Genomic DNA, 24,334 nt, shown 5'->3' on the forward strand with positions numbered 1-24,334 from the left:
AACCTGACCAGATTTCCAAGTTTTGCAACGGGGTCGAATCCTCAGAAGCCGGACGCAAAAAAAGGCCGCGACGCGTTGCGTGACGGCCCTTGCGCTTTTGCGCGATCTCGATCCGTACGCCTTACTTCAGCAGCACGCTCGCGTGATGCGCGAGATGGTCCTCGATGAAGCTCTGGATGAAGAAGTAACCGTGATCGTAGTCTTCGTGACGGCGCAGCGTGAGCGGCTGGCCCGCCGCCGCGCAGGCGGCCTCGAACACGTCCGGGTTCAACTGGTTCGCGAGGAACGCGTCGGCGAGACCCTGATCGACCAGAATGCCCGCCTCGAACTGGTGCGCGGCCTTCGCCACGAGTTCGCTCGCGTCGTACTGCTTCCACGCTTCGCGGTCGTCGCCGAGATAGCCGCTGAAGGCTTTCTCGCCCCACGGGCAGCGCGTGGGCGCGGCGATCGGCGCGAACGCCGACACCGAGCGATAGATATCCGGATTGCGCAGCGCGAGCGTCAGCGCGCCGTGACCGCCCATCGAGTGGCCGAAGATGCCGAGGCGTTCGCCGTCGATCGGCAGATGTTCGGTGACCGCCGCGCGCAGCTCGTCGCGCACGTACGAATACATGCGCCAGTGCGTCGACCACGGCTCGCGCGTGGCGTCGACGTAGAAACCCGCGCCCACGCCGAAGTCCCACGCATCGGCTTCGCCGGGCACGTTCGCGCCGCGCGGGCTGGTGTCGGGCGCAATCAGCGCGATGCCGTGCTGCGCGGCGAAGCGCTGCGCGCCCGCCTTGATCGGGAATGTTTCCTCGGTGCAGGTCAGGCCTGCGAGATAAAAGAGCGCGGGCACCTTCGCGTTGCGCGCCTGCGGCGGCAGATAGACCGAAAAGCGCATCGGCAGGCCGATGGTTTCCGACTCGTGCTTGTAGATGCGTTGCACGCCGCCGTAGCAGGCGTGTTCTTCAATCAGGATCAGCATCCCGTTTTTCCTCCGCTCTCAGTCAGGAACTGGCCGGTGCGAACCAGCTTCGCACCCGGCCATATAAATCGATAAAGCGCGCGTAGCGCTGCGCAAGCGCGGCGTCCTCGCGCGGCTGCGCGACGCGCGCCGATGCGGGCGCGAGCGCCGCGAGTTCGTCCATGCGCCAGTGTCCGCACGCGACGCCGCCGAGCAGCGCCGCGCCGCGCGTGGCCGCGTTCGGACAGTCGATGGCGTGCAGTTCGGCGCCGAGCGCGTCGGCGAGCAGTTGCCGCCAGCGCGGATCGACGGAACCGCCGCCCGCGAGTTTGAGCGAGGCGAGCGGCGCGGGCTGGACCTGCGCTTCGCGCAAGGCGTCGAGCCCCGCGCGCAACGCAAACGCCACGCCCTCGAACGCCGCGCGCATGAGCGTGCCGCGCGTATCGCCGAGTCCCGCGCCGAGCCAGCCGCCGCGCGCCGACGGATCGAGCCACGGCGAACGCTCTCCGCTCAGATACGGCAGGAACGCGAGCGTGGACGACGCGGGCGCGGCAAACGCCTCGTCATACGCGGCGCGCCAATCGTAGACCAGCCAGCCACGCGCCGCTTCGAGCGCCACCCCCACGTTCTGCATCGCGGCCATCGCATACCAGCCGCCCGACGCCGAACGATAGCGATGAATGCCGCGCCGCGCAGGCGGCTCGCTGCGCGCCGTCACGAGAATCTGGCCGCCCGTGCCGGTGGTGACGAGCGCGTCGCCGTCCTCGTGCAGACCGCTGCCGAGCGCCGCGCACGGTGTGTCGCCCGCGCCGGTCGCGAGCACGATGCCCACCGGCAGGCCGAGCGCGCGCGCCGCGTCGGCGCTGAGCGTGCCGCTCGCCGCGCCCGACGCCGCCAGCGGCGCGAACCAGTGCGACGGCAAACCGAGACGCTCGATCAACGCGCGATCCCACTGGCCGTCGGGTGCGGCAAGCGCGGTCGCGCAGGCATCGGACGGATCGGCGACGAAGGCCTCCGGCGCGCCGCCTGCGAGCGCCGCGCGCAGCCAGTCCTTCGGTTGCAGCGCCCAGCGCGCGGCGTCGGCGACGACGCGCTCGTGCTGCATCGTCCAGCGCAGCAGCGGGCCCGCCATGCCGGGCGCGACGGGATTGGGCTGCGGATGCGCGTCGCTGTCGGGCCAGGCGTCGAGCAGATCGTGCGCGCGCGTGTCGGGCCACAGCATCGCGGGACGCAGCGCCTGACCGCGCGCATCGGTGAGCACGACGCCGTGCATCTGCCCGGAAAAACCGATCGCCCGCACCGCCGCGCGCTCCGCTTCGGGCAGCTTCGCGCAGGCCTGCACGAGCGCGTCCCACCAGCGCCGCACGTCGATTTCGGCCCAGCCGGGCTGCGGCGTTTCGAGCGCATAGGCGATGCTCGCCACGCAGCGCTCCGCGCCTTCGTCATCGACGATCGCGACTTTGAGGGAACCGGTGCCGAGGTCGATGCCGAGAAAACGCGCGGACGATGCGTGCATGCGAAGCGTCTGGAAAGAAGAGGAAGGGCTGGCCGCGAACCGCAGACGGCGAAACGAAACGGGCCGAATGGCGGCTGGTGTAACGGCTCATGATACCGGCGCGAGGGTCAGGCGGCGAGCACGTGACGAGCATGCCGTGAAATCACGCGAAACCCGCAAAATGCCCGCGCTCGCGGGTAAACCCACCCGCACCGCGCGCAATGCAAAACGGCTCACATGCGGAAAGCGAAATAGAGATCATAACCACGCCGCCATGCGTGCGCGCATCCGGCCGGCGTCAGCCGCGCCGCGACAGCGTCGCTTTTCGCTGCGTCGAACGCGTCCGGCGCGACGCACGCCGTCACTGCGCGCGCGCCGCCGAACGCCGCAAACCGCCTGAAACATGGGACGAACGGCGCATGCGCGCGTCGCGGCCACCTCGACGCGACGCGCCCCGGCCTCGCCGCGCGCGCCATCGCGTTCATGCGCCGCGCACGATCGCGCCCTCGTGGCGCGCGCCGCGCGGCCCGCGCGCATATCGCCCCCGGAAAGCACGGAATAGTCCCCAGCGGTCTTGTTGCATATTTTTTGCGCGCATACCTTGGAGTCCATATTCCCAAACGAAGACGGAGAGAGACGACATGCATCCCCAGGGTATGGAACGGGAGCAGGCCCAGTCCCGACAGCGTGGCGGCGCCCAGGTTCACCCGTGCGACGAACGTCTGCCGTTCGGCCAGTTGCTGACGCTCGGCATCCAGCACGTGCTCGTGATGTACGCGGGCGCGGTGGCGGTGCCGCTCATCATCGGCGGCGCCATCGGTCTGCCGAAAGATCAGGTGGCCTTTCTCATCAGCGCCGACCTGTTCGCGTGCGGCATCGCCACGCTGATCCAGACGCTCGGCCTGTGGATCTTCGGCATCCGCCTGCCCGTCATCATGGGCTGCACGTTCGCCTCGGTCGGCCCGATGATCGCCATCGGCACGAATCCGTCGCTCGGCATCCTCGACATCTTCGGCTCGACCATCGCGGCGGGCGCGATCGGCATCGTCATCGCGCCGATGATCGGCAAGCTGCTGCGCTTCTTCCCGCCCGTCGTGGTGGGCACGGTGATCGCGGTGATCGGCCTCTCGCTGATGGAAGTGGGCATCAACTGGGCGGCCGGCGGCGTGGGCAATCCGAATTACGGCGACCCGGTCTATCTCGGCCTCTCGCTGCTCGTGCTGATGCTGATCCTGCTGATCAACAAGTTCGGCCGCGGCTTCATCGCCAATATCTCGGTGCTGCTCGGCATCGTGGCGGGCTTCGCGATCGCGCTGGCGCTCGGCCGCGTGAACCTCGACGGCATCACGCACGCGCCGTGGGTCGGCTTCGTGATGCCGTTCCACTTCGGCATGCCGAAATTCCACGTGCTGCCGATCGCGACGATGGTGATCGTGATGTTCGTCACCTTCATCGAATCGACCGGCATGTTCCTCGCGGTGGGCGACATGGTCGAGCGTCCCGTCGATCAGGCGACGCTCGTACGCGGCCTGCGCGTGGACGGTCTGGGCACGATGATCGGCGGCATCTTCAACTCGTTTCCGCACACCTCGTTCTCGCAGAACGTCGGGCTGATCGGCGTGACGGGCGTGAAAAGCCGCTACGTCTGCGCGATGGGCGGCGTGATCCTCGTGCTGCTCGGCCTCTTTCCGAAGATGGCGCAGATGGTCGCCTCGGTGCCCGCCTTCGTGCTCGGCGGCGCGGGCATCGTGATGTTCGGCATGGTGGCCGCGAACGGCATCAAGGTGCTGGCGAAGGTGGATTTCGTGAAGAACCAGCACAACCTGTTCATCGTCGCGGTGAGCGTGGGCTTCGGGCTCGTGCCGGTGGTCTCGCCGCACTTCTTCGCGCAACTGCCGCCCGCGCTCTCGCCGATCCTGCATAGCGGCATCCTGCTCGCCTCGGTGTGCGCGGTGGTGCTCAACCTGATCTTCAACGGCGTGAAGAGCGAACGCGCCGCCGGCCGCGACATCCTCCGCGCCGGGCACGATTTCGACGGCAGCCATGCGCACGACGCGCCTGGCGGCCCGGAAGCCGGTCACGACATGCCGCGCAGCGCGGCACACTGAGTCGACGCGAGAGGTGCTCCGGCCGCCTGCGCGAGACGCATCGGCCGGGGTCTTTTGCTGGTTTGACGCCACGGGAAACCGTGGCGTTTTTTTTCGTGACGTCGTGAGCGAACGCGCTCACGACGACCGTCGGCACTACGACAGCACTACTGATCTTCCCGGCTGATGCCCGCCGTGATGCGCGCGAGATCCGCCTGGTCGAAGGCGATATTCGACGTATCGCCGCGATCGTCCAGAATCTTGCGGGCGATCGCATCGGAAACCGGCGCGACGATCGAGAAGTGATCGCCCTCGGCGACCTTGAATACGTGCAGCGGAATCTTGTGGTTTTGCGCCACCGTCTGCACGGCATCGAACTCATGCCAGTAGTTCGACTCGCCTTCGAAATAGAACGTGGGCGATTTGATCGACGTGACGAACGTCATCGGCGAGCGCAGGCGGAATTCGTCGGGACGCGTCTGATCGAACGGCACCGCCACCTGCATCTCGCCCGCGTCGATGCGCAACTTCAGATCCGGCACGCCACCCAGCGAAAAAACCGCGCGGAAGCGATCGTTCAGTTCGCTCGCGAGCAGCGCGCGCGTGCCACCGGTGCTGTGGCCGACGAGATAGATGCGCTGGGGGTCGACATAAGGCTGCGCGGCCAGCCACGCGCGCGCCGATTCGATATCGTCGATCTCGCCGTAGAACATCTCGTACGCGCCGGGATTGTCGTTCTCGCCACGGAAGCTCGGCATCATCGTCACGATGCCGGCCTTGCGAAAGGCTGCGCCGCTCTGGTCGTTCGCGCGCGGCTGGGGCGTCCAGAAAAGCTGATCCGTCGGGCCGCCGATGCCGCCATAGCCGCCCACAACCCAGATCACGGCCGGATGACGCTTGCCGTCGTGCGGATCCGGCGTGACGTAGGCTGCGAGCTTGCCGTCCCTGGCCGGATAGCGGATCAGATCCAGCACGCCGGCCGGTGGCCTGGCGGGCGTCCCGTCGGGCTGGAACGAGTGGTCGACGATATGCGTCTGGAACTGCGAGCGCGCGCTTTCAAGACTGCTGCTGCTCACTTCATAGGGGTCTTTCGCCTGACACGCGGCGAGCACGAGCGCCGCCGCGACGCCGGCGAAACGTCGAAGATTCATGGTCATGATGCGTAAGCGAGAAGCGCCGCCGCCGTCATCGAACAACGCGCGGCGGCATCGGAAAATTCACGGGAAACCGGGCGAACAACGCCGGCGATCAGATCCAGCGGATCAGCTTGAAGAAGTTCCAGCGCTCGGCTTCGCGCTTCACTTCCTTGCGGTAAACGGCGTAGTTCGCGACCTGCGCGCAGATCAACGCCACGGCCAGTCCGGCCATGCGCGCGATCATGTCGGCGGCACGGTCGCCGGGCACGAACATCATGAGCACGGCGGCGATGACACAGGCGGCGCAAGTGAGCCCCAAGGTCGCGATCGCGGTACGCCACAGGCCGCAGACGAGGAAGTAGATCGGCCCGAAGAAGAACGCGAAGAAGTTACCGCCGATCTTGATGCGCTGGAGAAAGGGAATCTGCTTGAATGCGGCCTTGTAGGCGGGCGAACCCGGCGCGCCATGCGCATCAAAGAATTCGAAGCGATCGACCCAGCGTTTGGGCAGGCCGTGGTAGGTCGAGGAAGTCGGTTCGGTTTGCATCAGTTGCCTCACTAGCTGAAAAAATTCGTTGCCGGCCTTTGCCTTGCGATTCTTTGCCTTACTTCTGGTCGGTCCATGCTAGTGACAGCAAATCGTAATAAAAATAGGATAATTACTAAATTGTCCTTAGGTTGATTGAGAAATCTCCTGGCGGCGGTGCGCTGCTTCGCCCCGCTTTTAAGACGCATCGCGCAAAAAAAACGCCACGGTCACCCGTGGCGTTTTCACTTCAGGACGCACTGAAGCGTCGCTGAAATATCGCTCAACCCGCCGACACAGCCGACGCCGCCGGAGCCGAAGCCGCCGCCGGCGCGCTGGCCGAGCCGTAATCGGCCGGCGCATCCGGCGCGCGCGGCGTTTCGCCCGCGTGCTGGATCCAGCCGCCGCCGAGCGCGCGATACAGATCGACGAGATTCGTCATGCGTGCGAGGCGTGCGCTGATCAGCGTCTGCTGCGACGTGTACAGGCTCGTCTGCGCGGTCAGGACCGGCAGATAGCTGTCCACGCCGTTCTTGTAGCGCAGTTCCGACAGCGACAGCGAACGCTGGTTCGCGAAGGTGTTGCGCTCGAGCGCCGCGATCTGCTGATCGTAGGTGCCGCGCGCCGCCAGTCCGTCCGCCACTTCGCGGAACGCCGACTGGATCGCCTTCTCGTAGTTCGCGATCTCGATCCGCTTTTGCACGTTGGCCAGTTGCAGATTCGCGATATTCGAACCGCCCTCGAAGATCGGCAGCGTGACCTGCGGCACGAAACTCCATGCCGCCGTGCCCGCCTTGAACAGACCGCCGAGCGACAGGCTTTCGGTGCCGAACGCCGCCGTCAGCGAGATCTTCGGGAAGAAGGCCGCGCGCGCCGCGCCGATGTTGGCGTTCGCGGCGAGCAGCGTCTGCTCCGCTTCCATGATGTCCGGACGGCGCGTGAGCATGTCCGACGTCAGTCCGGCGGGGATGTCTGCGAGCAGATCCTGGCCGTCGAGCGGCAGGCCTTGCGGCATCTCCGCCGGCAGCGGCTCGCCGATCAGCAGCACGAGCGCATTCTCGGCCTGCGCGCGGGCGCGCAGTTGCGCCTGCAGGTTGGCCTGCGCCGTTTCGACCACGGTCTGCGCCTGACGCAGATCGAGTTCGGTGCCGGTGCCGTTGTCGAACTGCGCCTTCGTGATGTTGTACGAGTCCTGCGCCGTCTTCAGCGTTTCCTGCGTGACCTTCAGCAGGTCGTCGTCGGAAAGCATCGTCAGGTACTGGTCCGCGACTTCCGACACCAGCGTGATTTCCGCCGCCTTGCGCGCATACGCCGTCGACAGATACTGCGCAAGCGCCTGGTCCTTCAGGCTGCGAATGCGGCCCCAGAAGTCGATTTCCCAGGACGCCTGCAGGCCCACGTTGTAGACGCTGTACGGATTGGTCGGATAGCTCGTCGCCAGGTCCTGCGGCAGGCGCGTGCGCGTGTCCGTGCCCACGCCGTTGATGGCGGGGAACAGCTCGGCGCGCGTGATCTGATACTGCGCACGCGACGCTTCCACGTTGAGCACCGAGACACGGAGGTCGCGGTTGTTCTTCAGCGCGATTTCGACCAGTTGCTGCAGACGCGGATCGACGAAGAAGTCGCGCCAGCCGATGTCGGTCGCCGCCGCGCCGTTGGCGCTGCGGCTGCTCTTCGCGGTGGTGCCCTCGCCGCCTTCGCCGGCCTGGCCGGCTTCGGTGCCGGGCTGCGTCGCGTAGACGCCGCCCTGCGGGAAGGTCTGCGACACCGGCGCATCCGGCCGGTGGTACCACGGCGCCATCGTGCAACCTGCCAGTAGCGCAGCGGCCCCTGCAATTACGGATAGTTTATGCATCTCAATGTCCTTCCTTACCCGGGCCGCCGTTGTCACCACCGCTGCCGCCGTTGCCGCCGTTGCCGCCGTTGCCGCCCGCGCCACCGGCGTTATCGTCGTCATGGTCGTGCGCGTGGTGCTCTTCGTAGTGCTGGAGCGCGACGTCGGCGTCTTCCTTCTCGCCTGCGAACTTCGCGCGGATCACGACGAAGAACATCGGGATCATGAAGATCGCGAGGAACGTGGCCGTGACCATACCGCCGATCACGCCCGTGCCGATCGCGTGCTGCGATGCCGAACCCGCGCCGTTACTGATCGCGAGCGGCAGCACGCCGAGAATGAACGCCATCGACGTCATCAGGATCGGGCGCAGACGCAGTCGGGAGGCTTCGAGCGCCGCCTCGATCGGTCCCATCTTGCCGTCGGCCTGCAGGTCGCGGGCGAATTCCACGATCAGAATCGCGTTTTTCGCCGACAGACCCACGGTGGTCAACAGACCCACCTGGAAGAACACGTCGTTTTCCAGACCGCGCAGCGTGACCGCCAGCAGCGCGCCGAGCACGCCGAGCGGCACCACCATGATGACCGCGAACGGAATCGACCAGCTTTCGTACAGCGCCGCAAGACACAGGAACACGACGAGGATCGAGATGCCGTACAGGATAGGCGCCTGCGAACCCGACTGACGTTCCTGGAACGACAGACCGGTCCATTCGTAGCCGATGCCCGCGGGCAGCTTCAACGCGATCTGCTCCATGGCCGTCATGGCCTGGCCCGTCGACTTGCCCGCGCTCGCCTGACCCTGGATTTCCACCGCCGAGATACCGTTGTAACGCTCGAGCTTCGGCGAACCGTAGGTCCACTCGCCGCTGGCGAACGAATTGAACGGCACCATCCCGCCCGCGCTGTTGCGCACGTACCAGCTGTTCAGATCGTTCGGCGTCATGCGGAACGGCGCGTCCGACATCACGTAGACCTTCTTGATCCGGCCGTCGACGTCGAGGAAGTTGTTCACGTACGACGACGCCCAGCCGATCGAGAACGTCTGGTCGACCGACGCCGCCGTCACACCGAGCGCTTCAGCCTTCTCGCGATCGATGTTGATCTTGTACTGCGGCGTGTCGTTCAGACCGTTCGGACGCACGAGGGCGAGCGACGGATCCTTCGCAGCCATGCCGAGCAGCATGTTGCGCGCTTCCATCAGCTTTTCGTGGCCCACGCCGCCGCGATCCTGGAGTTCGAAGTCGAAGCCCGAGGCCGTGCCGAGTTCAGGAATCGACGGCGGATTCACCGGAATCACCATCGCGTCCTTGTAGCCCGCATAGTGCGCGAACACGCGGCCCACCAGCGCCTGGACCTTCTGGTCCGCGTGCTGACGTTCCTTGTAGTCCTTCATGCGCACGAACACGAGACCCGAGTTCTGGCCGCGACCGGCGAAGCTGAAGCCGTTCACCGTGAACGTCGACTCGACGATCGACTTCTCGTCGTTGAGCAGATAGTTCTGGATGTTGGCCAGCGTGCGCGCCGTGGTTTCCTGCGTCGAGCCCGAAGGCGTCTGCACGATCACGAACATCGTGCCCTGGTCTTCATCGGGCAGGAACGACTTCGGCAGGCGCACGAACAGCAGGCCAACCGCGACGATCACCGCGAGATAGATGATGAGCCAGCGGCCCGAGCGCTTGATCACGTGATAGACGCCGCTGTGATACTTGTCGCGGCTCTTTTCGAACGTGCGGTTGAACCAGCCGAAGAAGCCCTTCTTCTCTTCGTGATGACCCTTCGGGATGGGCTTGAGGATGGTCGCGCACAGCGCGGGCGTCAGAATCAACGCCACCAGCACGGACAACACCATCGCGGCCACGATCGTCAGCGAGAACTGACGGTAGATCGCGCCCACCGAACCGCCCGAGAACGCCACCGGCACGAACACCGCGGAGAGCACGAGCGCCACGCCCACGAGTGCGCCGGTGATCTGGCCCATCGCCTTGCGGGTGGCTTCCTTCGGCCCCAAGCCCTCTTCCACCATCACCCGTTCGACGTTTTCCACCACCACGATCGCATCGTCCACCAGCAGACCGATTGCGAGCACGAGGCCGAACATCGACAGCGTGTTGATCGAGAAGCCCACCGCCGCCATGATCGCGAACGTACCCAGCAGCACCACCGGCACGGCGATCGTCGGAATCAACGTCGCGCGCAGGTTCTGCAGGAACAGGTACATCACGAGGAACACCAGCACGATGCCTTCCAGCAGCGTCTTGATGACTTCCTCGATCGACAGGCGCACGAACGGCGTCGTGTCGTACGGGTACTTCACGACGAGACCGTGCGGGAAGTACTTCGAGAGGTCGTCGATCTTCTGGCGCACCAGCTTCGCGGTTTGCAGCGCATTCGCGCCCGTGGCGAGCTGAATACCCAGACCGGCGGTCGGCGCACCGTTGTACTTCGTGTCGAAGTTGTAGTTTTCGCCGCCCAGACCGATACGCGCCACGTCCTTCAGACGCACCTGCGAGCCGTCCTGGTTCACCTTCAGCAGGATGTTGCCGAACTCTTCAGGCGTGTGCAGCAGCGTCGATTCGGTGATGGTCGCCTGGAACGACTGACCCGCCACCGACGGCGTGCCGCCCAGCTGACCGCCCGCGATCTGCACGTTCTGCGCCGTGATCGCCGCCGTCACGTCCGAAGGCGTGAGCTGGAAGTTGGTGAGCTTGTTCGGATCGAGCCAGACGCGCATCGCGTACTGCGAGCCGAACAGCGTGACCGTACCCACGCCGTCGATACGGCTGATCGGGTCTTCCACGTTCGACGCCACGTAGTTCGCGAGGTCGTACTTGGTCATGCTGCCGTCTTCGGAGACGAACGCCATCACCAGCAGGAAGCTGCTGCTCGACTTCGTGACCTTGATGCCGAGCTGCTGCACCACCTGCGGCAGAATCGGCGTGGCGAGCTGCAGCTTGTTCTGCACCTGCACCTGCGCGATGTCCGGGTTGGTGCCCGCCGCGAAAGTCAGCGTAATGGTGGCCGTGCCCGAGTCATCGGACGTGGACGACAGATACAGCAGGTGGTCGAGACCGCTCATCTGCTGCTCGATCACCTGGGTGACCGTGTCTTCCACCGTCTTGGCCGACGCGCCCGGGTAGGTCGCGCTGATCTGGATGGACGGCGGCGCGATGGTCGGATACTGCGCGACCGGCAGCGTGAACACCGACGCCACACCCGCCAGCATCAGGATGATGGCGACCACCCAGGCAAAAATCGGGCGGTCGATAAAGAACTTTGCCATGAAGCAGGCTCCCTGTTATTGCGCAGCGGAAGCAGCGGGGGCGGAGGCAGCGGACGCGCCCGATGCGGCGCTGGCGCTGGCGTTGCCCGAAGCCGTCGCTTCGTCGGCCGACGGCGCGCCCGGCGGCGGCGGCGGCGGCAGATGCGCGTCGACCGGTTTGACCTCGGCGCCCGGCTTGACCTTCTCGGTGCCTTGCACGATCACGCGGTCGCCCGCATTGATGCCGCTTTCGACGATCCAGTCCTGGCCTTGCGAGCCCGACGTCACGATCGGACGCAGTTCGACCTTGTTGTCCTTGTTGACGACGAGCACCGTCGCCTGACCCTTCTGGTCGTGCAGCACGCCGATTTGCGGCACGAGGAAGGCGCGTTCGTTGGTGCCTTCGTCGATGCGCGCGCGCACGAACATGCCCGGCAGCAGCACGTGATCCGGATTCGAGAACAGCGCGCGGATCGTCACCGAGCCGGTGGTCTGGTCGACCGTGACGTCGGTGAACTGGAGCTTGCCCTGTTGCGCGTAGGTGCGGCCGTCTTCGAGCACGAGCGAAACCTTGGCGGCGTCCGGACCGTTGGTCTTCAGACGGCCTTCCTGGATTTCGCGGCGCAGTTTCAGACCGTCGAGGCTCGACTGCGTGAGATCGACGTACATCGGGTCCATCTGCTGCACGGTGGACAGCAGCGTGGCGGCGCTCGCCTGCACGTAGGCGCCCGGCGTGACCTGCGAGATGCCGACCTTGCCCGTGATGGGCGAGACGACGTCCGTATAGCCGAGGTTGATCTGCGCGGTGTCGACCGCGGCCTTGCCCGCCGCGACGTCGGCGGCGGCCTGGCCCTGCGCGGACACGGCGTTGTCGTAATCCTGCTTGCTCACCGCGTTGGCCTGCACCAGCACCTTGTAGCGCGTGACGAGCGCGTTCTGCGTGACGAGGTTCGCCTGCGCCTTGGCGAGCGTGGCCTTGGCGTTATTGAGCGTGGCGATGTACGGCGCCGGATCGATCTTGTACAGGCGCTGGCCTGCCTTCACGACGCTGCCTTCGGTGAACTCGCGGCGCAGCACGATGCCGTCGACCCGTGCGCGCACTTGCGCGACGAGGAAGGCATTGGTGCGGCCCGGCAGTTCGGACACGACCGGCACGGCGGTGGGCTGGAGGGTGACGATACCCACTTCGGGAGTTTGCGGCGGCGGCGCCGACTGCTTTTGCCCGCACGCTGCAAGCACGATTGCAGCCGTCGCGAAGCTGATTAGGCGGAATGGAACCCGTTCGACGCGCATGGAGCGACCTCTGTCTATAACTGACGATTAAAAGCGTGCGGCGTCCTCGCGAGCGGGAGCAAGCAGGAGGACAACATCGCACGCCAGCATCTGGCAATACCTGACGGATGACCCGGTACTTCAGGAAAAAAGCGCGATACCGGTCAGCTACATCCGTCCGGACGGTTCTTCAGCGCGCCGCCGCGTCGGGCGCCGCGCATGGGGGTTTCTACGACCACCAAAGGGCCAGTGACGGATATTACCGGACATCACCACTTGAGGTACCCAGGTGGTGGGGTGCTATTATAGATACATTCGCGAACGAATGTAAAAGAACGAATCATTCCCGATGAACGGTTCGTCAAGAGCGTTTTGCGCATGACATCTATATTACAAATCAATACGTTGCCGATTGCGCCCCTTTGCATCTCTTGCCGAATAGTCCTTCGGTTTTCAGGGCTTTTGTTCGCGTAAAGCGCCCTTATTAACTCCTTACCACAGCCCTTACGCCGGTATTCCAACGATCATGGCCCGACGCACGAAAGAGGAAGCGCTGGAGACGCGCAACCGCATTCTCGACGCCGCCGAACACGTCTTTTTTGAAAAAGGCGTTTCGCGCACATCGCTTGCCGACATTGCGCAGGCCGCCGGCGTGACGCGCGGCGCGATCTACTGGCATTTCGAGAACAAGGGCGATCTGTTCACGGCGATGTTCGACCGTGTGATCCTGCCGCTCGACGAACTCAAGGCCGCCTCGGTCGATCCGGGCGAGCCCGACCCGCTCGGGCGCATCAAGGATCTGTGCACGCTCTGTCTGTGCGATACGGCCAGCGACGCGCGCCGCCGCCGCGTGTTCGAGATCCTGTTTCTGAAGTGCGAATTCGTCGAGGAAATGGGCCCGGTGATGGCGCGCCATCAGGGCAATATGCGCGAGGGGCTGATGCGCATCGAGGAAGGCTTGCGCAACGCGATGTCCAAGGGCCAGCTGCCCGCCGACCTCGACGCGCCGCGCGCCGCGCGCGTGCTGCATTCGTTCATCACGGGCGCGCTGCGCGACATGGCGATCCTGCCCGACGCGTTCGACGTGGCGAGCAATGCCGAACGCCTCGTCGAAGCGGTGTTCGACGCGCTGCGTTTCAGTCCGGCGCTGCGCGTGACGGCCGCACCCGCGTAATCGCGCGCGGGCGTTTTCGTTCGATATCGTTGTCCTGGCGAGAGCGGCGGTCGCCGCCCTCTTCGTCTCGGCGCTGACTCGCCGCTGATCGCTTACGCCGCCACGCGCGCCTTGCGCGCACGCTGATTCGACACGTAGATGTTGTCGCGCGGCAACGGCGCGCCCTCGGCCAGCGCCGCCAGCCAGGCGTCGGTGCTCGCGACCGCGGCGAAGCGCGACTGCATCACCACGCTGAACACGCGATGGATCTCCGCGGCGCTCGCCGCACCCGCCGAATTCTCATACGGCACCGCCCCCGTCGCATCCTCCAGAAACTCGACCGCGAGCCCCGCGTGCGTGGCGTCGAAGGCCGTCGAGGCGTCGCAGTTGTGCGTCATGTAGCCGACGATCGTGAGCGTGTCGATCCCGCGCGCGGCCAGCCACGCGCCCAGATCGGTGCCCGCGAAGGCGCTCGGCAGCGACTTCTCGACGTAGTGATCGCGCTCACGCGACGCCACCACGTCGTGCAGTTCGGCGCCCGCGCTGCCGCGCGCGAACAGCGGCGACTCCGCAGGCGCGAAGTTCTGCACGACGACGACCGGCACGCCCGCGGTACGCGCGGCATCAATGGCGCGGCCGATGTTGGCGAGCGAGGTGTGGACGTCCGGATATTCGATCGGCAGATCGCCGCTCACATATTCGTTTTGCACGTCGATGACGACGAGCGCGCGGCGCGGTTGTGCGGACATGGTGAGGCCTCCTGATTCGAGCAGTGTGAGCGAAGGTTCGCGAAGGTTCGAAAGAATTCGCGATGGTTTGGAATGCTTGGGATCAACATCGCCGGGCCTGGCGGCACAACGACGATGGCGCATTGTTGCGTGGCGTCGCAAACGCGCACAGTGGCCCGAATGACAAGTTTCGCTAGAATCGGGCCAAACATCGGCGGCATGTTCAGGTCGCGCCGATCTCCCCGAACGTCCCCAAAAGCGAGTTAGCGATGTCCACCGCCGCCGCCGTTCTGCCCGAGCCGTCCGATTCCGCGCCCGCGCCCTCCATTCGCCCGACGACGTCCACGTCCACGTCAGCGCGCCGCATCGCCGTGGTCGCCTTCGACCGCATCATCCCGTTCCATCTGTCGGTGCCCTGCATCGTGTTCGGCGAGGACCGCGCCGAAGGCGGCGTGCCGCCGTTCGAACTGCGCGTGTGCGCAGCGGAAAGCGGCCCGCTCGCGACCACGGCGGGCTTCACGCTCGGCGCGACGCACGGCCTCGACGCGCTCGCCGACGCCGACGTCGTCATCGTGCCGAGTTGGCGCGATACCGAGGAAGCGCCGCCCGAGGCGCTCTGCGCCGCCTTGCGCGACGCCCGCGCGCGCGGCGCGGTGCTGGTCGGCCTGTGCCTCGGCGCTTTCGTGCTCGCACACGCGGGTCTGCTCGACGGCCGTCCGGCCACCACGCACTGGGCCGCCGCCGACGCCTTCGCACGCCGCTTCCCGCGCGTGCGCTTCGATCCGCACGTCCTTTACGTCGACGACGGCGACATCCTCACTTCGGCGGGCACGGCGGCGGGACTCGACTGCTGCCTGCATCTGCTGCGCCGCCTCGCGGGCACCGACGCGGCCAACTACGTCGCGCGCCGCCTCGTGGTCCCGCCGCATCGGCAAGGCAATCAGGCGCAATACGTGCAGCAGCCCGTCGCGGCGCGCGGGCGCGGCGACCGGCTGTCGGGTCTGCTCGACTGGGTCCGCGCGAATCTGGACACGCCCCACACGCTCGACACGCTGGCCGAACGCGCGCTGATGAGCCGCCGCACCTTCACCCGCCAGTTCCGCCTGACGACGGGCGCGACCGTGGGCGCGTGGCTGCTCGGCGAGCGTCTCGCGCGTGCGCAGCAGTTGCTCGAAAGCACCGATCAGCCGATCGACGCCGTCGCCCAGCGCGCGGGCTTCGGCTCGGCGGCGTCGCTGCGACAGCATTTCGTGCAGGCGTTCAGCACCTCGCCGTCGGCATGGCGGCGCGAGTTCCGGGGTCAGTGAACGAAGGACGGGAAGCGGATGGTGCGCCGGCGCGCGGCGTGAGCATGCCGGCGCCGGAACGCCGCGACGACTGCGGGCGTCAGCCGCCCGTGAAGAAGCGCGCCGCGTAGAGCAGCAACGCGACGAAGAAGATCATCGCCGCCCACGCCCAGCTCGGCATGGCGTGCGGCGCGGGTTCGTGATGGAGCGTGCTTGCCGCACGGCCCGAGAGTGTGCCGCCCGCATGCGGCAGCAGATGCGCGCGCCGCGCGACCGCCGCGAGATTGATCGGCCGCAGGAATACGTGCTGACGGCGCGGTTCCTTGCCGCGCGCGCGATTGGGCGCCCGGCCGTGCTTGGCGGCGACCACCGCGCAGAATTCCGTGAAAAATTCGTCGGCCAGATCGTGCAGCGCGTGCTCCATCTGGCGCGGCGGCAATTCGCCGAGCGGACCGGTCAGCGTCGCCCACACCGAATAATCGATGCGCGTGCTCGGCGGCTTGCCCGCGGCCACCTCCTCCTCGCGCAGCGCCACGTCGATCTGGCCGCGCATCGAACCGATGCCCTCGGCGCGCGCCCGAAAACTCAGCACGCGGCGCGGCGTGAGCGGCACGGTCGCCACGTCGCTGGCGATATGCGCGCGCACTTCATAGCGCGCGCGCAGCGGCCCGAGCGGCACCGTCAGCGTGAGCGCATACTCGCCCGCGCCCAGTCGCCGGAACATTTCGCAATGCTCAAGGCTCGCGCGCACCAGCGCGGCGTCCTGCAGCGCCTGCCAGACGGCAAGCGGCTCGAGCGGAATCCTCAGTGCGTCGTTCAGTTCCATGGCGGCTCCCCGGTCGCGTTTCGAGAAGGTCGTAGGTCGTAATCGTGTGTGTCGTAGGCGGTATTTGCGCGCGGATCAGGAGGTCTGGTCGATGCGGTCGACGCGTTCGGCGTCGAAGGCCAGATAGCCCCCAATTTCGCGCACGGTGTCGTGCGGCGCTTCGTAACTCCAGGCGGCGTCGTCGATGCGTCCGTCTTCGGTGCGCAAGTGGTAGTAGACCGCCTCGCCCTTGTGCGGGCACGCGCTCGTGCGCACGGAACGTTCGAGGCGCGCCATGTTCACGTCGGCGCGCGGGAAATACCAGGTATCGATAGCGCCGGGTTCGGAGAGCGTGAGCGCGGCCAGCGTGTCGGCGATCGTGATCCCGCCGTGTATCACGCGCACGCGATGACGATTTACGACGATCTCGATGCGATGGCCGGCATCCGGTTCGACCGTCATGGTCCGCTCCCTGATCGATGGGCGGCGCAGCCGGTGCGGCGCGCAGCCTCTTCCGGCAACGCGTGCCGGTCGTTGTGGATGGCTTCAGGCTCCCTGGGGGCTCGCGGCGCGGCGGGCCCGTCACTTCATTATCGGCGAAACTTGCCGCACTTGCGCGACTTCCCGCGCAGGGCGGCCGGCGCGCTGCGTCGGCTGGCGCACACTGGCCTGGCGTCGGCGCAACACCGCCTCGCCCTTCCTGCGCGCGGTCGGGCACGATGCACCCGAAACGAACGCAAAACTCGAACGCAAAACGGCCCGCGCCTTCCCGCGCGGGCCGTCTTGCAACACGCTGCAAGAGCCGGCGGACTTCCCCGCGCGTTACCAGACGAACGCGGCGCGCGCGCTGCCGTTCGAGCCGACAGTCACCGTGCTGGTCTTCTCGACGCCGTTATGGCTCGCGTGCACCGTGTAGCGGCCCGGGCGCACCCGCACCAGCATGTACGGCCCGCGCGACGTGGTGTCGAGCACGCTCGCGCCGTGGGCGTTCGTGAGCTGCACGCGCACGTCGGCGAGGAACTCGGCGTTACGGCCCGTGAAGCGCAGCGACAGCGGCCACGAGCGTTGCGCCGCCTGCAGCGCCTTCGACTCGTCTTGACCGACGCCGCCCGAGACATACGAGACGTCGCCTTGCTGCTGCACTTGCGGCATGCCGCCGCCGTTGGTGTTGCCGGCGCTCGAATCGTCGGACGACGAGCCGCCGACCGTGGCGTTGCCCTGCGTGCCGTTCATGTCTGACGAGCCCGCGTTGCCGCCTGGCGGCATGGCTTGCTGCGCTGCCGCATTGCCCGCGTAGCCGAGTGCCAGGGTGGCCGCGAGCGCGGCGGCCGACAGGACGGGGCGTGCGTTTCGGAACATCTTCATCGTGACGACTCCTTGGAAGTTTCTCCGGTATGGCGGATAGCGCAAAGCGCGTGCCCATGAGAACAGGTATAGGAGATCGGCCGATGACATGACGCATGTCTGTGCACAAAAAGCGCACAAACCGCGCGCACAAAAGAAAACTGCCGCCGGGCACAAGCTCCGGCGGCAGTGGAAAAGCGGTCCGGCAATCCCGGTAGACGAAGCGTAAAGCGCGTCGGACCGCTGGAGCGAATCGTGACGACGGTTGCCGCGCCTAGCCGAGATCGACCGGCACGAAGATCTGCGCGTCGTCGCGCTGGATCAGCAGCGCGATGCTGTTGCCCGCCTGCGCGATCATCTGCTTGAGCTGTTCGGCGCTGCCGACCGGACGGCCGTTCACGGCAAGGATCACGTCGCCGGGCTGGATGCCCGCGTTTTCCGCCGCGCCGCCCGCCTGCTCGACGAGCAGGCCGTGATCGACCGAATCGTTGCTCTTCTCTTCCGGCGTCAGCGGACGCACGGCCACGCCCAGGCGCCCCTGCATCTGCGACTGCGGCGTATCGTTCGACGCCACCTTGGCGTCGGAGAGCGTGCCGATGGTCGCGTTCAGATCCTTGGTGGTCTTGTCGCGCCAGATCTGGACGTCGGCCTTGGTGCCCGGCTTCATGCCCGCGATCAGCGACGGCAGGTCCGACGAATCGCCGATCTGCTCGCCGTTCACCGCCACGATCACGTCGCCCGGCTTCAGGCCCGCCTTGGCGGCCGGGCCGTTCGCGTCCACCGAGCTGACGAGCGCGCCGTGCGGCTTGTCCATGCCGAACGAATTGGCGAGCGTCTGGTTCATCGACTGCACCGCGACGCCGAGGCGTCCGCGGCTCACATGGCCGGTCTTGACGAGGTCGTCCTTGACCTTCATCGCTTCGGTGATCGGGATCGCGAACGACAGGCCCTGGAAGCCGCCCGTCTGCGAATAGATCATCGAGTTGATGCCGATGACTTCGCCCTGCAGATTGAACAGCGGGCCGCCCGAATTGCCGGGGTTCACCGGCACGTCGGTCTGGATGAACGGCGTGTAGTTCTCGTCCGGCAGCGAGCGCGACTTCGCGCTGATGATGCCCGAGGTCACGGTGTTGTCGAAGCCGTACGGCGAGCCGATCGCCACCACCCACTGGCCGACCTTGCTCTGGCGCGGATCGCCGATCTTCACGGTCGGCAGATCCTTGGCGTCGATCTTGAGCACGGCCACGTCGGACTGCTTGTCCGCGCCCACGACCTTCGCCTTGAATTCGCGCTTGTCGGTGAGCTTGACCGTCACCACGTTCGCGCCGTCCACGACGTGCGCGTTGGTGAGGATGTAGCCGTCCTGGCTGATGATGAAGCCCGAACCGAGGCTCGTGCTCGGCGTGTCGGGCTGCGCGCCGCCGCCGCTGCCGTCGCCGCCCATGCCGGGCATGCCGCCGTAGAAGTGCTTGAAGAACTGATAGAACGGATCGCTCGGATCGATCGGCAGTTGCTGCGCGCCGCCACCGGCGCCGCCGCGCATCGCCGTCTGCTTGACGACGTGCTTCGCGCTGATGTTCACGACCGCCGGACCGTAGGTTTCGACAAGGCCCGAGAAGTCGGGAATGCCGGTCTTGGCCGCGGCCTCGGCGGGCATCATCGCGGCCTGTGCCGGCGTGATGACCTGCGGCGGCGGCACGTCGCGGCGACCGGCAACGTAACCGGCCGACAACGCCACGGCCACGGCGATCGCCACGGCACTACGGGTAAAGACTTTGGTATTCATAGCGGACTCCTTGCGCGGGATGCTGTCACGACGTAACGAAGATTAAGCGGCGTCGCTTAAAGGAGTCTTAATTTGGGAACTCATGCGCAAAGCCCCGTCCGGAGGGGCTTTGCGGGCGCGCGAGGCGAATAAGGGGCGAATTGAAAGCTCGATTAAAGCTTCGCCGGCACGTCGATGCGCAATGATTCAAACGCCCCCGCGCAATCCTTGCGCGCGCATCGATCGGAGGAAAGCGGGCCGACGCGCGGCATGCGGCCCGCGCGCCCGATCAGAAGCGCAGATCGACCTGCAAACCGCCCGCCGGCGAGTCGCCGAGCGAGATGGTCGCGCCGTGCTGATCGGCGATCCGCCGGACGATCGCCAGCCCGAGTCCGGTGCCCGCGACATCGGTGCGCGCGCGGTTCGCGCCCGCGCCCACGCGATAGAAACGGTCGAACACGCGCGCGCGTTCGTCGACGGGAATGCCCGGCCCGCTATCCGCGATCCGCACGAGCGGATGGCCGTCGTCGAGCAGCAGGCTCACGTCGACGCGGCCGCCCGCGGGCGTGTATTTCGTGGCGTTGTCGAGCAGATTGTTGAACATCACGCGCAGCGCGTCGGCGTCGCCGTCCACGTGCGCATCGGCGCTTTCCTCGATGCCGAGATCCACGCCGCGCTGCTGCGCGAGCGGCGCGTAGTTGAGCACGCAGTCGTCGAGCAAGGCGTGCAGGTCGACGCTGCGCGCGCGCGCATGGCCGTCCGGTTCCGAGCGCGCGAGCGCGAGCAGTTGCTCCGCGAGACGCGTCGCGCGCGTGACGCCCGCCTGCAGATCGCCGAGCGCTTCGCGGCGCGCGTCGTCGTCCTTTGCGCGCGCAACCAGTTGCGCCTGAATCTGCACCGCCGCGAGCGGCGTGCGCAGTTCGTGCGCGGCATCGGCGACGAAGGCCTTCTGCGTGTCGAGCGCGTGCGCGAGCCGTTCGAGCAGCGCGTTGAGCGCATGCACGAGCGGCATCACTTCGCGCGGCAGACGCTCCTCGGGCAGCGGATCGAGCGCCTCGGGATGCCGCGTGTCGAGCGCGCGCGCGACGCGCGACAGCGGCTTGAGGCCGCGCCCCACCACCATCCACACGGCGAGACCGAGAAACGGCAGCAGCACGATCAGCGGCCAGAGCGTGCGTAGCGCGACGTTCGCCGCGAGCCGGTTGCGCACCGACACCGGCTGCGCGAGCTGCACGACGTTGTCGCCGACGATCGCGCCGTACACGCGCCAGTCGCCGCGATCGGTCTTTTCAGTCGAGAAGCCGAGCTCCGCGCGCGGCGCGAGCGGCGCGCGCGGATGCGAGTAGTACATCAGCACGCCGTTGCGATTCCAGATCTGCAGGACGATGCCTTCGGTGCCGGTATCGCGCGATGACAGAATCTCGTTGAAGGGCTCGGACGGCAGCGCCGAAGCGATTTCCTGAAGCTGGTAATCGAACAGTTCGTTGGCTTCCGCGAGCGCCTGGCGGTAGATCAGCCAGCCCGCGAGGCTCACGCCCGCGACCACGATCGCGAGCAGCCAGAACAGCAGTTGTCGTCGAATCGAACTCATTGGTGCGCGTTCGTCCTCACGCGTCTTTCGCGATCATGTAGCCGAGGCCGCGCACGTTGCGGATGAGATCGGCGCCGAGTTTCTTGCGCAGCGCGTGGATGTAGACCTCGACCGTGTTGCTGCCGATTTCCTCCCCCCAGCCGTACATCTTCTCTTCGAGCTGGCTTTTCGAGAGCACCGCGCCGGGCCGCGCGAGCAGCGCTTCGAGCAGCGCGAATTCGCGCGCCGACAGCGCCACGGGCGTGCCGTCCTGCGTGACCTGGTGCGAGGCCGGATCGAGCGTGATCGAACCGTGTCGGATGGTGGATTCGCTGCGGCCCGACTGACGGCGGATCAGCGCACGCATGCGCGCGCCGAGTTCGTCGAGATCGAACGGCTTGATGAGGTAATCGTCGGCGCCGGCGTCGAGCCCTTTCACGCGGTCGGCGATGGCGTCGCGCGCCGTGAGGATCAGCACCGGCAGCGCCGTGCCGCGCGCGCGCAGCGTGCGCAGCACGTCGAGGCCGTCGCGCTTGGGCAGCCCGAGATCGAGCAGCATCAGGTCGTAGCTTTCGCCACTCGCGGCCGAGAGCGCGGCTTCGCCGTCCTCGACCCAATCGACCGCAAAGCCCTCGCCGCGCAGCGCCTTGCGCACGCCTTCGGCGATCATGCGGTCATCTTCGACTAGCAGTATGCGCATCGTAGTGAAATAACGAAGCGGCGCGCGTGGCGCCGCGTTGCAGGATAACGATGGTGCATTCTAGCGCGGCGCCGACAGCACCACGCCGATGTGGCGTGCGAATGGTTCGCCCTGTGCGCTCAAAGATTCGTACGCGCGATCTGCTTGCATCTCGCCTGCTTCGTCATTACTTCTCGATGACATGCGTCCGTATCGCGTTTTTATTGCGCCTTTCGCCCCTGCTTTCATCACTTTTGTCGCCGATGATGCGCGCGCACCGCACGAGGTCTTTACAATGGGCGCTTTTGCGGCGCGCGGCGCCGCGATGCTGATGCGCCGTTCAGCCGGCTTTGCGCCCGAGCGCGAAGCCCGCGCGACGGCCGCGCGCATCGCCACCGCTTCGCGCCCCTGAATCCGCGTCCGCGCGCAAACCGGCGAAGCCGCCCTCGAAGGCGCTCGCCGCGCGCGCGGCCCTGCACTGCCCGCCACTGCCCGCACTCGCCAACGCATTTCATGCCGCCCGTTTCGTCGTCCCCGCGCTCTCTTCGCTCCCTTCGCCGCTTCTGGCGCCTGCCGTCGCGTCAAGCCGCCAGCCTCGCCTCCGCAGGCACGCCTGCACGGGCGCGCGCCCGCACCGCCGGCCGCACGCTCTCTCTCACGCTCGTCTGCGCCGCGCTGAGCGCCGCGTTCTGCGCCGCGCCCGCCGCCTACGCGCAGCCGACCGAGGGCCGCACGCCGACCGTCAACGTCAGCACCGTGCTGCCGCCTTCGGTCATGACGGGGCTCGAACGCGCGCACGTGCCGCTTTCGTCGATGAGCGTGGTGATCGAAAAAGTCGGCGACCGCTCGCCGAGCGTGGCCGTCAACGCCGGCCAGCCGATGATGCCCGCCTCGACGATGAAGCTCGTCACCACCTGGAGCGGCCTCGCGATGCTCGGCGCCGACTACCGCTGGAAGACCTCGGCCTACACCGACGGCGAAGTCGATGCGAGCGGCACGCTGCACGGCAATCTCTACATCAAGGGCACCGGCGATCCGAAACTCGTGCCCGAAGAACTGATCGACCTCGTGCAGAAGATCCGCGCGTCGGGCATCACGCGCATCGAAGGCGCGCTCGTGCTCGACAAGAGCGAGTTCGATCCGTCCACGCGCGACCTGCCCTCGTTCGACGGCGACGACAGCGCGCCCTATAACGTCGGCCCCGATCCGCTGATGTACGCGTTCAAGTCGGTGTCGTTCACGTTCTCGCCGTCGCGCGAAGGCGTCTCGATCGACGTGGTGCCGCCGGTCGCGCAATGGCAGATCGACAACCAGATTCAGGAGCGCCCCGGCGCGTGCCGCGGCATGCTGCCGAGCCCGCAGGTCACGCCCGGCGCGAACGGCGTCGTCACCGCCAGCTTCGACGGCAACTACGCGATGCGCTGCGGCGCGCGCACGCTCAACATGGCCGCGCCCGTCGATCACTCGACGTTCTTCGCCGACGGCTTCCTCGCGCTCTGGCAACAGGCGGGCGGCAGCTTCTCGGGCGCGACGCACGAAGGCGTCGTGCCGCCGCGCGCGCGCCTCGTGGCCGTGCACCAGAGCCCGCCGCTCGGCGACGTCGTGCACGACATCAACAAGTTCAGCAACAACGTGATGGCGCGCAATCTGTTCCTCACGCTCGGCGCGGTCGAGGGCAAGCCGCCTTCAACCACGGCGAAGGCCGCGTCGGCGGTGACGAACTTCCTGCACCGCAACGGCCTTGCGATGCCCGAACTCGTGCTCGACAACGGCTGCGGCCTGTCGCGCGAAGAGCACATCAGCGCGCTCTCGCTCGCGAACCTGCTGCAGACGGCCAACGCGAGCCCGGTCGCGCAGGTCTTTATCGACTCGCTGCCGGTCGCGGGCGTGGACGGCACGATGCGCAACCGCCTGACCAACGCGGGCGTGGGCGGCAACGCGCACATCAAGACCGGCACGCTGCGCGACGTGCGCGCGATCGCGGGCTACGTGGCCGCCGAGAACGGTTCGAGCTGGATCGTCGTGAGCCTGATCAACGATCCGCGCGCGGAAGGCGCGCGCGCCGCTCACGATGCGCTGCTCGAATGGGTCTACAAGGGCATGCCCGAGGAGCATCCGGTGTATGTCGATCCGCATCCGCGCAAGGCGTCGAAGGCGTCGCGCGCGGGCCACGGCGTGAGAGTCGAGCGGATCAGCGAATCGGTCGGCCGCAAGCCGGCGGAAAAGGCGCCGGAAAAAGCATCGGAAAAGGCGTCGCCCAAAGCCTCGGCGAAGGCGCCTGCGAAGACGTCGGCCAAGGCGTCCGGCAAGGCCACGAAGAAGCATCACGCCGCGCATTGAGCGTGACACTCGCACACGCGGACGGCACGTCGTCATGACGTTTCGTCCGCTGTGCTGAGCGCCTGGGCTCGCGCGTTTCTGGCGCGTTTCTGGCTCGTTTCTGGCG

The 24,334-nt window shown here is 66.9% G+C and carries 20 protein-coding genes; 5 read left to right on the forward strand and 15 right to left on the reverse strand.

What is annotated here, in order from left to right; genetic code table 11:
* Positions 1 to 121 precede the first annotated feature (121 nt).
* The 3 genes from fghA to G5S35_RS11745 form a co-directional block, all read right to left on the reverse strand.
* Positions 122 to 967 (reverse strand): S-formylglutathione hydrolase, encoded by an 846-nt coding sequence (fghA, locus tag G5S35_RS11735; RefSeq protein WP_183038317.1) that lies wholly within the window; start codon positions 965 to 967, stop codon positions 122 to 124.
* A gap of 22 nt (positions 968 to 989) precedes the next feature.
* Positions 990 to 2,462: a xylulokinase gene (locus G5S35_RS11740; protein WP_183038318.1), complete on the reverse strand. Its 1,473-nt coding sequence runs from the start codon at positions 2,460 to 2,462 to the stop codon at positions 990 to 992.
* A 212-nt stretch (positions 2,463 to 2,674) separates the two neighbouring features.
* Positions 2,675 to 2,926: a hypothetical protein gene (locus G5S35_RS11745; RefSeq protein ID WP_074986741.1), complete on the reverse strand. Its 252-nt coding sequence runs from the start codon at positions 2,924 to 2,926 to the stop codon at positions 2,675 to 2,677.
* A gap of 156 nt (positions 2,927 to 3,082) precedes the next feature.
* On the opposite strand from G5S35_RS11745, the gene G5S35_RS11750 reads away from it, so the two are divergent.
* Positions 3,083 to 4,549, forward strand: coding sequence for a nucleobase:cation symporter-2 family protein (locus tag G5S35_RS11750; RefSeq protein ID WP_237181290.1), 1,467 nt, complete (start codon positions 3,083 to 3,085; stop codon positions 4,547 to 4,549).
* A gap of 146 nt (positions 4,550 to 4,695) precedes the next feature.
* Here the strand turns inward: G5S35_RS11750 and G5S35_RS11755 are convergent, their stop codons facing one another.
* The 5 genes from G5S35_RS11755 to G5S35_RS11775 form a co-directional block, all read right to left on the reverse strand.
* Positions 4,696 to 5,679 (reverse strand): alpha/beta hydrolase family protein, encoded by a 984-nt coding sequence (locus tag G5S35_RS11755; protein WP_202034986.1) that lies wholly within the window; start codon positions 5,677 to 5,679, stop codon positions 4,696 to 4,698.
* A gap of 97 nt (positions 5,680 to 5,776) precedes the next feature.
* Complete coding sequence (locus tag G5S35_RS11760; protein ID WP_065059284.1) at positions 5,777 to 6,211, reverse strand: DUF2628 domain-containing protein; 435 nt, start codon at positions 6,209 to 6,211, stop codon at positions 5,777 to 5,779.
* 262 nt (positions 6,212 to 6,473) lie between these two features.
* Positions 6,474 to 8,045: an efflux transporter outer membrane subunit gene (locus G5S35_RS11765; RefSeq protein WP_065059285.1), complete on the reverse strand. Its 1,572-nt coding sequence runs from the start codon at positions 8,043 to 8,045 to the stop codon at positions 6,474 to 6,476.
* Between the two features lies 1 nt (position 8,046).
* Positions 8,047 to 11,307, reverse strand: a complete 3,261-nt coding sequence (locus G5S35_RS11770) for an efflux RND transporter permease subunit (RefSeq protein ID WP_183038319.1) — start codon at positions 11,305 to 11,307, stop codon at positions 8,047 to 8,049.
* A 15-nt stretch (positions 11,308 to 11,322) separates the two neighbouring features.
* Positions 11,323 to 12,579, reverse strand: a complete 1,257-nt coding sequence (locus G5S35_RS11775) for an efflux RND transporter periplasmic adaptor subunit (RefSeq protein WP_074986745.1) — start codon at positions 12,577 to 12,579, stop codon at positions 11,323 to 11,325.
* A 505-nt stretch (positions 12,580 to 13,084) separates the two neighbouring features.
* Between G5S35_RS11775 and G5S35_RS11780 the strand changes: the two genes are divergently transcribed.
* Complete coding sequence (locus tag G5S35_RS11780) at positions 13,085 to 13,732, forward strand: TetR family transcriptional regulator (RefSeq protein WP_065059288.1); 648 nt, start codon at positions 13,085 to 13,087, stop codon at positions 13,730 to 13,732.
* A gap of 92 nt (positions 13,733 to 13,824) precedes the next feature.
* Here G5S35_RS11780 and G5S35_RS11785 read toward each other — a convergent pair whose 3' ends face one another.
* Positions 13,825 to 14,460: a cysteine hydrolase family protein gene (locus G5S35_RS11785; protein ID WP_183038320.1), complete on the reverse strand. Its 636-nt coding sequence runs from the start codon at positions 14,458 to 14,460 to the stop codon at positions 13,825 to 13,827.
* A 248-nt stretch (positions 14,461 to 14,708) separates the two neighbouring features.
* Here G5S35_RS11785 and G5S35_RS11790 point away from each other — a divergent pair, with 248 nt between their 5' ends.
* Positions 14,709 to 15,746 carry a helix-turn-helix domain-containing protein gene (locus G5S35_RS11790; RefSeq protein ID WP_183038321.1) on the forward strand — a complete coding sequence of 346 codons (1,038 nt, stop codon included), beginning with the start codon at positions 14,709 to 14,711 and terminating at the stop codon, positions 15,744 to 15,746.
* A 79-nt stretch (positions 15,747 to 15,825) separates the two neighbouring features.
* Here the strand turns inward: G5S35_RS11790 and G5S35_RS11795 are convergent, their stop codons facing one another.
* The 6 genes from G5S35_RS11795 to G5S35_RS11820 all read right to left on the reverse strand — a co-directional run bounded on the left by G5S35_RS11795 (position 15,826) and on the right by G5S35_RS11820 (position 21,909).
* Positions 15,826 to 16,551: an SRPBCC family protein gene (locus tag G5S35_RS11795; protein WP_065059290.1), complete on the reverse strand. Its 726-nt coding sequence runs from the start codon at positions 16,549 to 16,551 to the stop codon at positions 15,826 to 15,828.
* A gap of 75 nt (positions 16,552 to 16,626) precedes the next feature.
* Positions 16,627 to 16,992 carry a DUF427 domain-containing protein gene (locus G5S35_RS11800; protein ID WP_065059291.1) on the reverse strand — a complete coding sequence of 122 codons (366 nt, stop codon included), beginning with the start codon at positions 16,990 to 16,992 and terminating at the stop codon, positions 16,627 to 16,629.
* Positions 16,993 to 17,352: 360 nt separating this feature from the next.
* Positions 17,353 to 17,895, reverse strand: a complete 543-nt coding sequence (locus G5S35_RS11805) for a peptidase associated/transthyretin-like domain-containing protein (protein WP_065059292.1) — start codon at positions 17,893 to 17,895, stop codon at positions 17,353 to 17,355.
* 253 nt (positions 17,896 to 18,148) lie between these two features.
* The gene (locus G5S35_RS11810) at positions 18,149 to 19,660 is read right to left on the reverse strand and encodes a DegQ family serine endoprotease (protein WP_065059293.1); all 1,512 of its coding nucleotides are present in this window, start codon (positions 19,658 to 19,660) and stop codon (positions 18,149 to 18,151) included.
* Positions 19,661 to 19,928: 268 nt separating this feature from the next.
* A complete protein-coding gene (locus G5S35_RS11815; RefSeq protein ID WP_065059294.1) occupies positions 19,929 to 21,230 on the reverse strand; it encodes an ATP-binding protein in 1,302 nt (433 codons plus the stop codon).
* A gap of 16 nt (positions 21,231 to 21,246) precedes the next feature.
* Positions 21,247 to 21,909, reverse strand: a complete 663-nt coding sequence (locus G5S35_RS11820; protein WP_065059295.1) for a response regulator — start codon at positions 21,907 to 21,909, stop codon at positions 21,247 to 21,249.
* 88 nt (positions 21,910 to 21,997) lie between these two features.
* Here G5S35_RS11820 and G5S35_RS11825 point away from each other — a divergent pair, with 88 nt between their 5' ends.
* Both G5S35_RS11825 and dacB read left to right on the forward strand, forming a co-directional pair.
* Positions 21,998 to 22,300, forward strand: a complete 303-nt coding sequence (locus tag G5S35_RS11825; protein WP_124263254.1) for a hypothetical protein — start codon at positions 21,998 to 22,000, stop codon at positions 22,298 to 22,300.
* A gap of 101 nt (positions 22,301 to 22,401) precedes the next feature.
* Positions 22,402 to 24,228, forward strand: coding sequence for a D-alanyl-D-alanine carboxypeptidase/D-alanyl-D-alanine endopeptidase (gene dacB / locus G5S35_RS11830; RefSeq protein WP_124260728.1), 1,827 nt, complete (start codon positions 22,402 to 22,404; stop codon positions 24,226 to 24,228).
* The last annotated feature ends 106 nt before the right edge of the window (positions 24,229 to 24,334 follow it).

The organism is Paraburkholderia tropica, assembly GCF_014171495.1.
In the GTDB taxonomy this organism is placed as follows: domain Bacteria; phylum Pseudomonadota; class Gammaproteobacteria; order Burkholderiales; family Burkholderiaceae; genus Paraburkholderia; species Paraburkholderia tropica.

Coding starts and splice junctions, on each gene's coding strand:
- G5S35_RS11750 (WP_237181290.1), top strand. CDS start 3,083: ATGCATCCCCAGGGTATGGAACGGGAGCAGGCCCAGTCCCGACAGCGT.
- G5S35_RS11825 (WP_124263254.1), top strand. CDS start 21,998: ATGTGGCGTGCGAATGGTTCGCCCTGTGCGCTCAAAGATTCGTACGCG.
- G5S35_RS11745 (WP_074986741.1), bottom strand. CDS start 2,926: ATGAACGCGATGGCGCGCGCGGCGAGGCCGGGGCGCGTCGCGTCGAGG.
- G5S35_RS11820 (WP_065059295.1), bottom strand. CDS start 21,909: ATGCGCATACTGCTAGTCGAAGATGACCGCATGATCGCCGAAGGCGTG.
- G5S35_RS11790 (WP_183038321.1), top strand. CDS start 14,709: ATGTCCACCGCCGCCGCCGTTCTGCCCGAGCCGTCCGATTCCGCGCCC.
- G5S35_RS11785 (WP_183038320.1), bottom strand. CDS start 14,460: ATGTCCGCACAACCGCGCCGCGCGCTCGTCGTCATCGACGTGCAAAAC.
- G5S35_RS11755 (WP_202034986.1), bottom strand. CDS start 5,679: ATGAATCTTCGACGTTTCGCCGGCGTCGCGGCGGCGCTCGTGCTCGCC.
- G5S35_RS11810 (WP_065059293.1), bottom strand. CDS start 19,660: ATGAATACCAAAGTCTTTACCCGTAGTGCCGTGGCGATCGCCGTGGCC.
- G5S35_RS11815 (WP_065059294.1), bottom strand. CDS start 21,230: ATGAGTTCGATTCGACGACAACTGCTGTTCTGGCTGCTCGCGATCGTG.
- G5S35_RS11805 (WP_065059292.1), bottom strand. CDS start 17,895: ATGAAGATGTTCCGAAACGCACGCCCCGTCCTGTCGGCCGCCGCGCTC.
- G5S35_RS11775 (WP_074986745.1), bottom strand. CDS start 12,579: ATGCGCGTCGAACGGGTTCCATTCCGCCTAATCAGCTTCGCGACGGCT.
- fghA (WP_183038317.1), bottom strand. CDS start 967: ATGCTGATCCTGATTGAAGAACACGCCTGCTACGGCGGCGTGCAACGC.
- G5S35_RS11770 (WP_183038319.1), bottom strand. CDS start 11,307: ATGGCAAAGTTCTTTATCGACCGCCCGATTTTTGCCTGGGTGGTCGCC.
- G5S35_RS11765 (WP_065059285.1), bottom strand. CDS start 8,045: ATGCATAAACTATCCGTAATTGCAGGGGCCGCTGCGCTACTGGCAGGT.
- G5S35_RS11760 (WP_065059284.1), bottom strand. CDS start 6,211: ATGCAAACCGAACCGACTTCCTCGACCTACCACGGCCTGCCCAAACGC.
- G5S35_RS11740 (WP_183038318.1), bottom strand. CDS start 2,462: ATGCACGCATCGTCCGCGCGTTTTCTCGGCATCGACCTCGGCACCGGT.
- G5S35_RS11800 (WP_065059291.1), bottom strand. CDS start 16,992: ATGACGGTCGAACCGGATGCCGGCCATCGCATCGAGATCGTCGTAAAT.
- dacB (WP_124260728.1), top strand. CDS start 22,402: ATGCCGCCCGTTTCGTCGTCCCCGCGCTCTCTTCGCTCCCTTCGCCGC.
- G5S35_RS11780 (WP_065059288.1), top strand. CDS start 13,085: ATGGCCCGACGCACGAAAGAGGAAGCGCTGGAGACGCGCAACCGCATT.
- G5S35_RS11795 (WP_065059290.1), bottom strand. CDS start 16,551: ATGGAACTGAACGACGCACTGAGGATTCCGCTCGAGCCGCTTGCCGTC.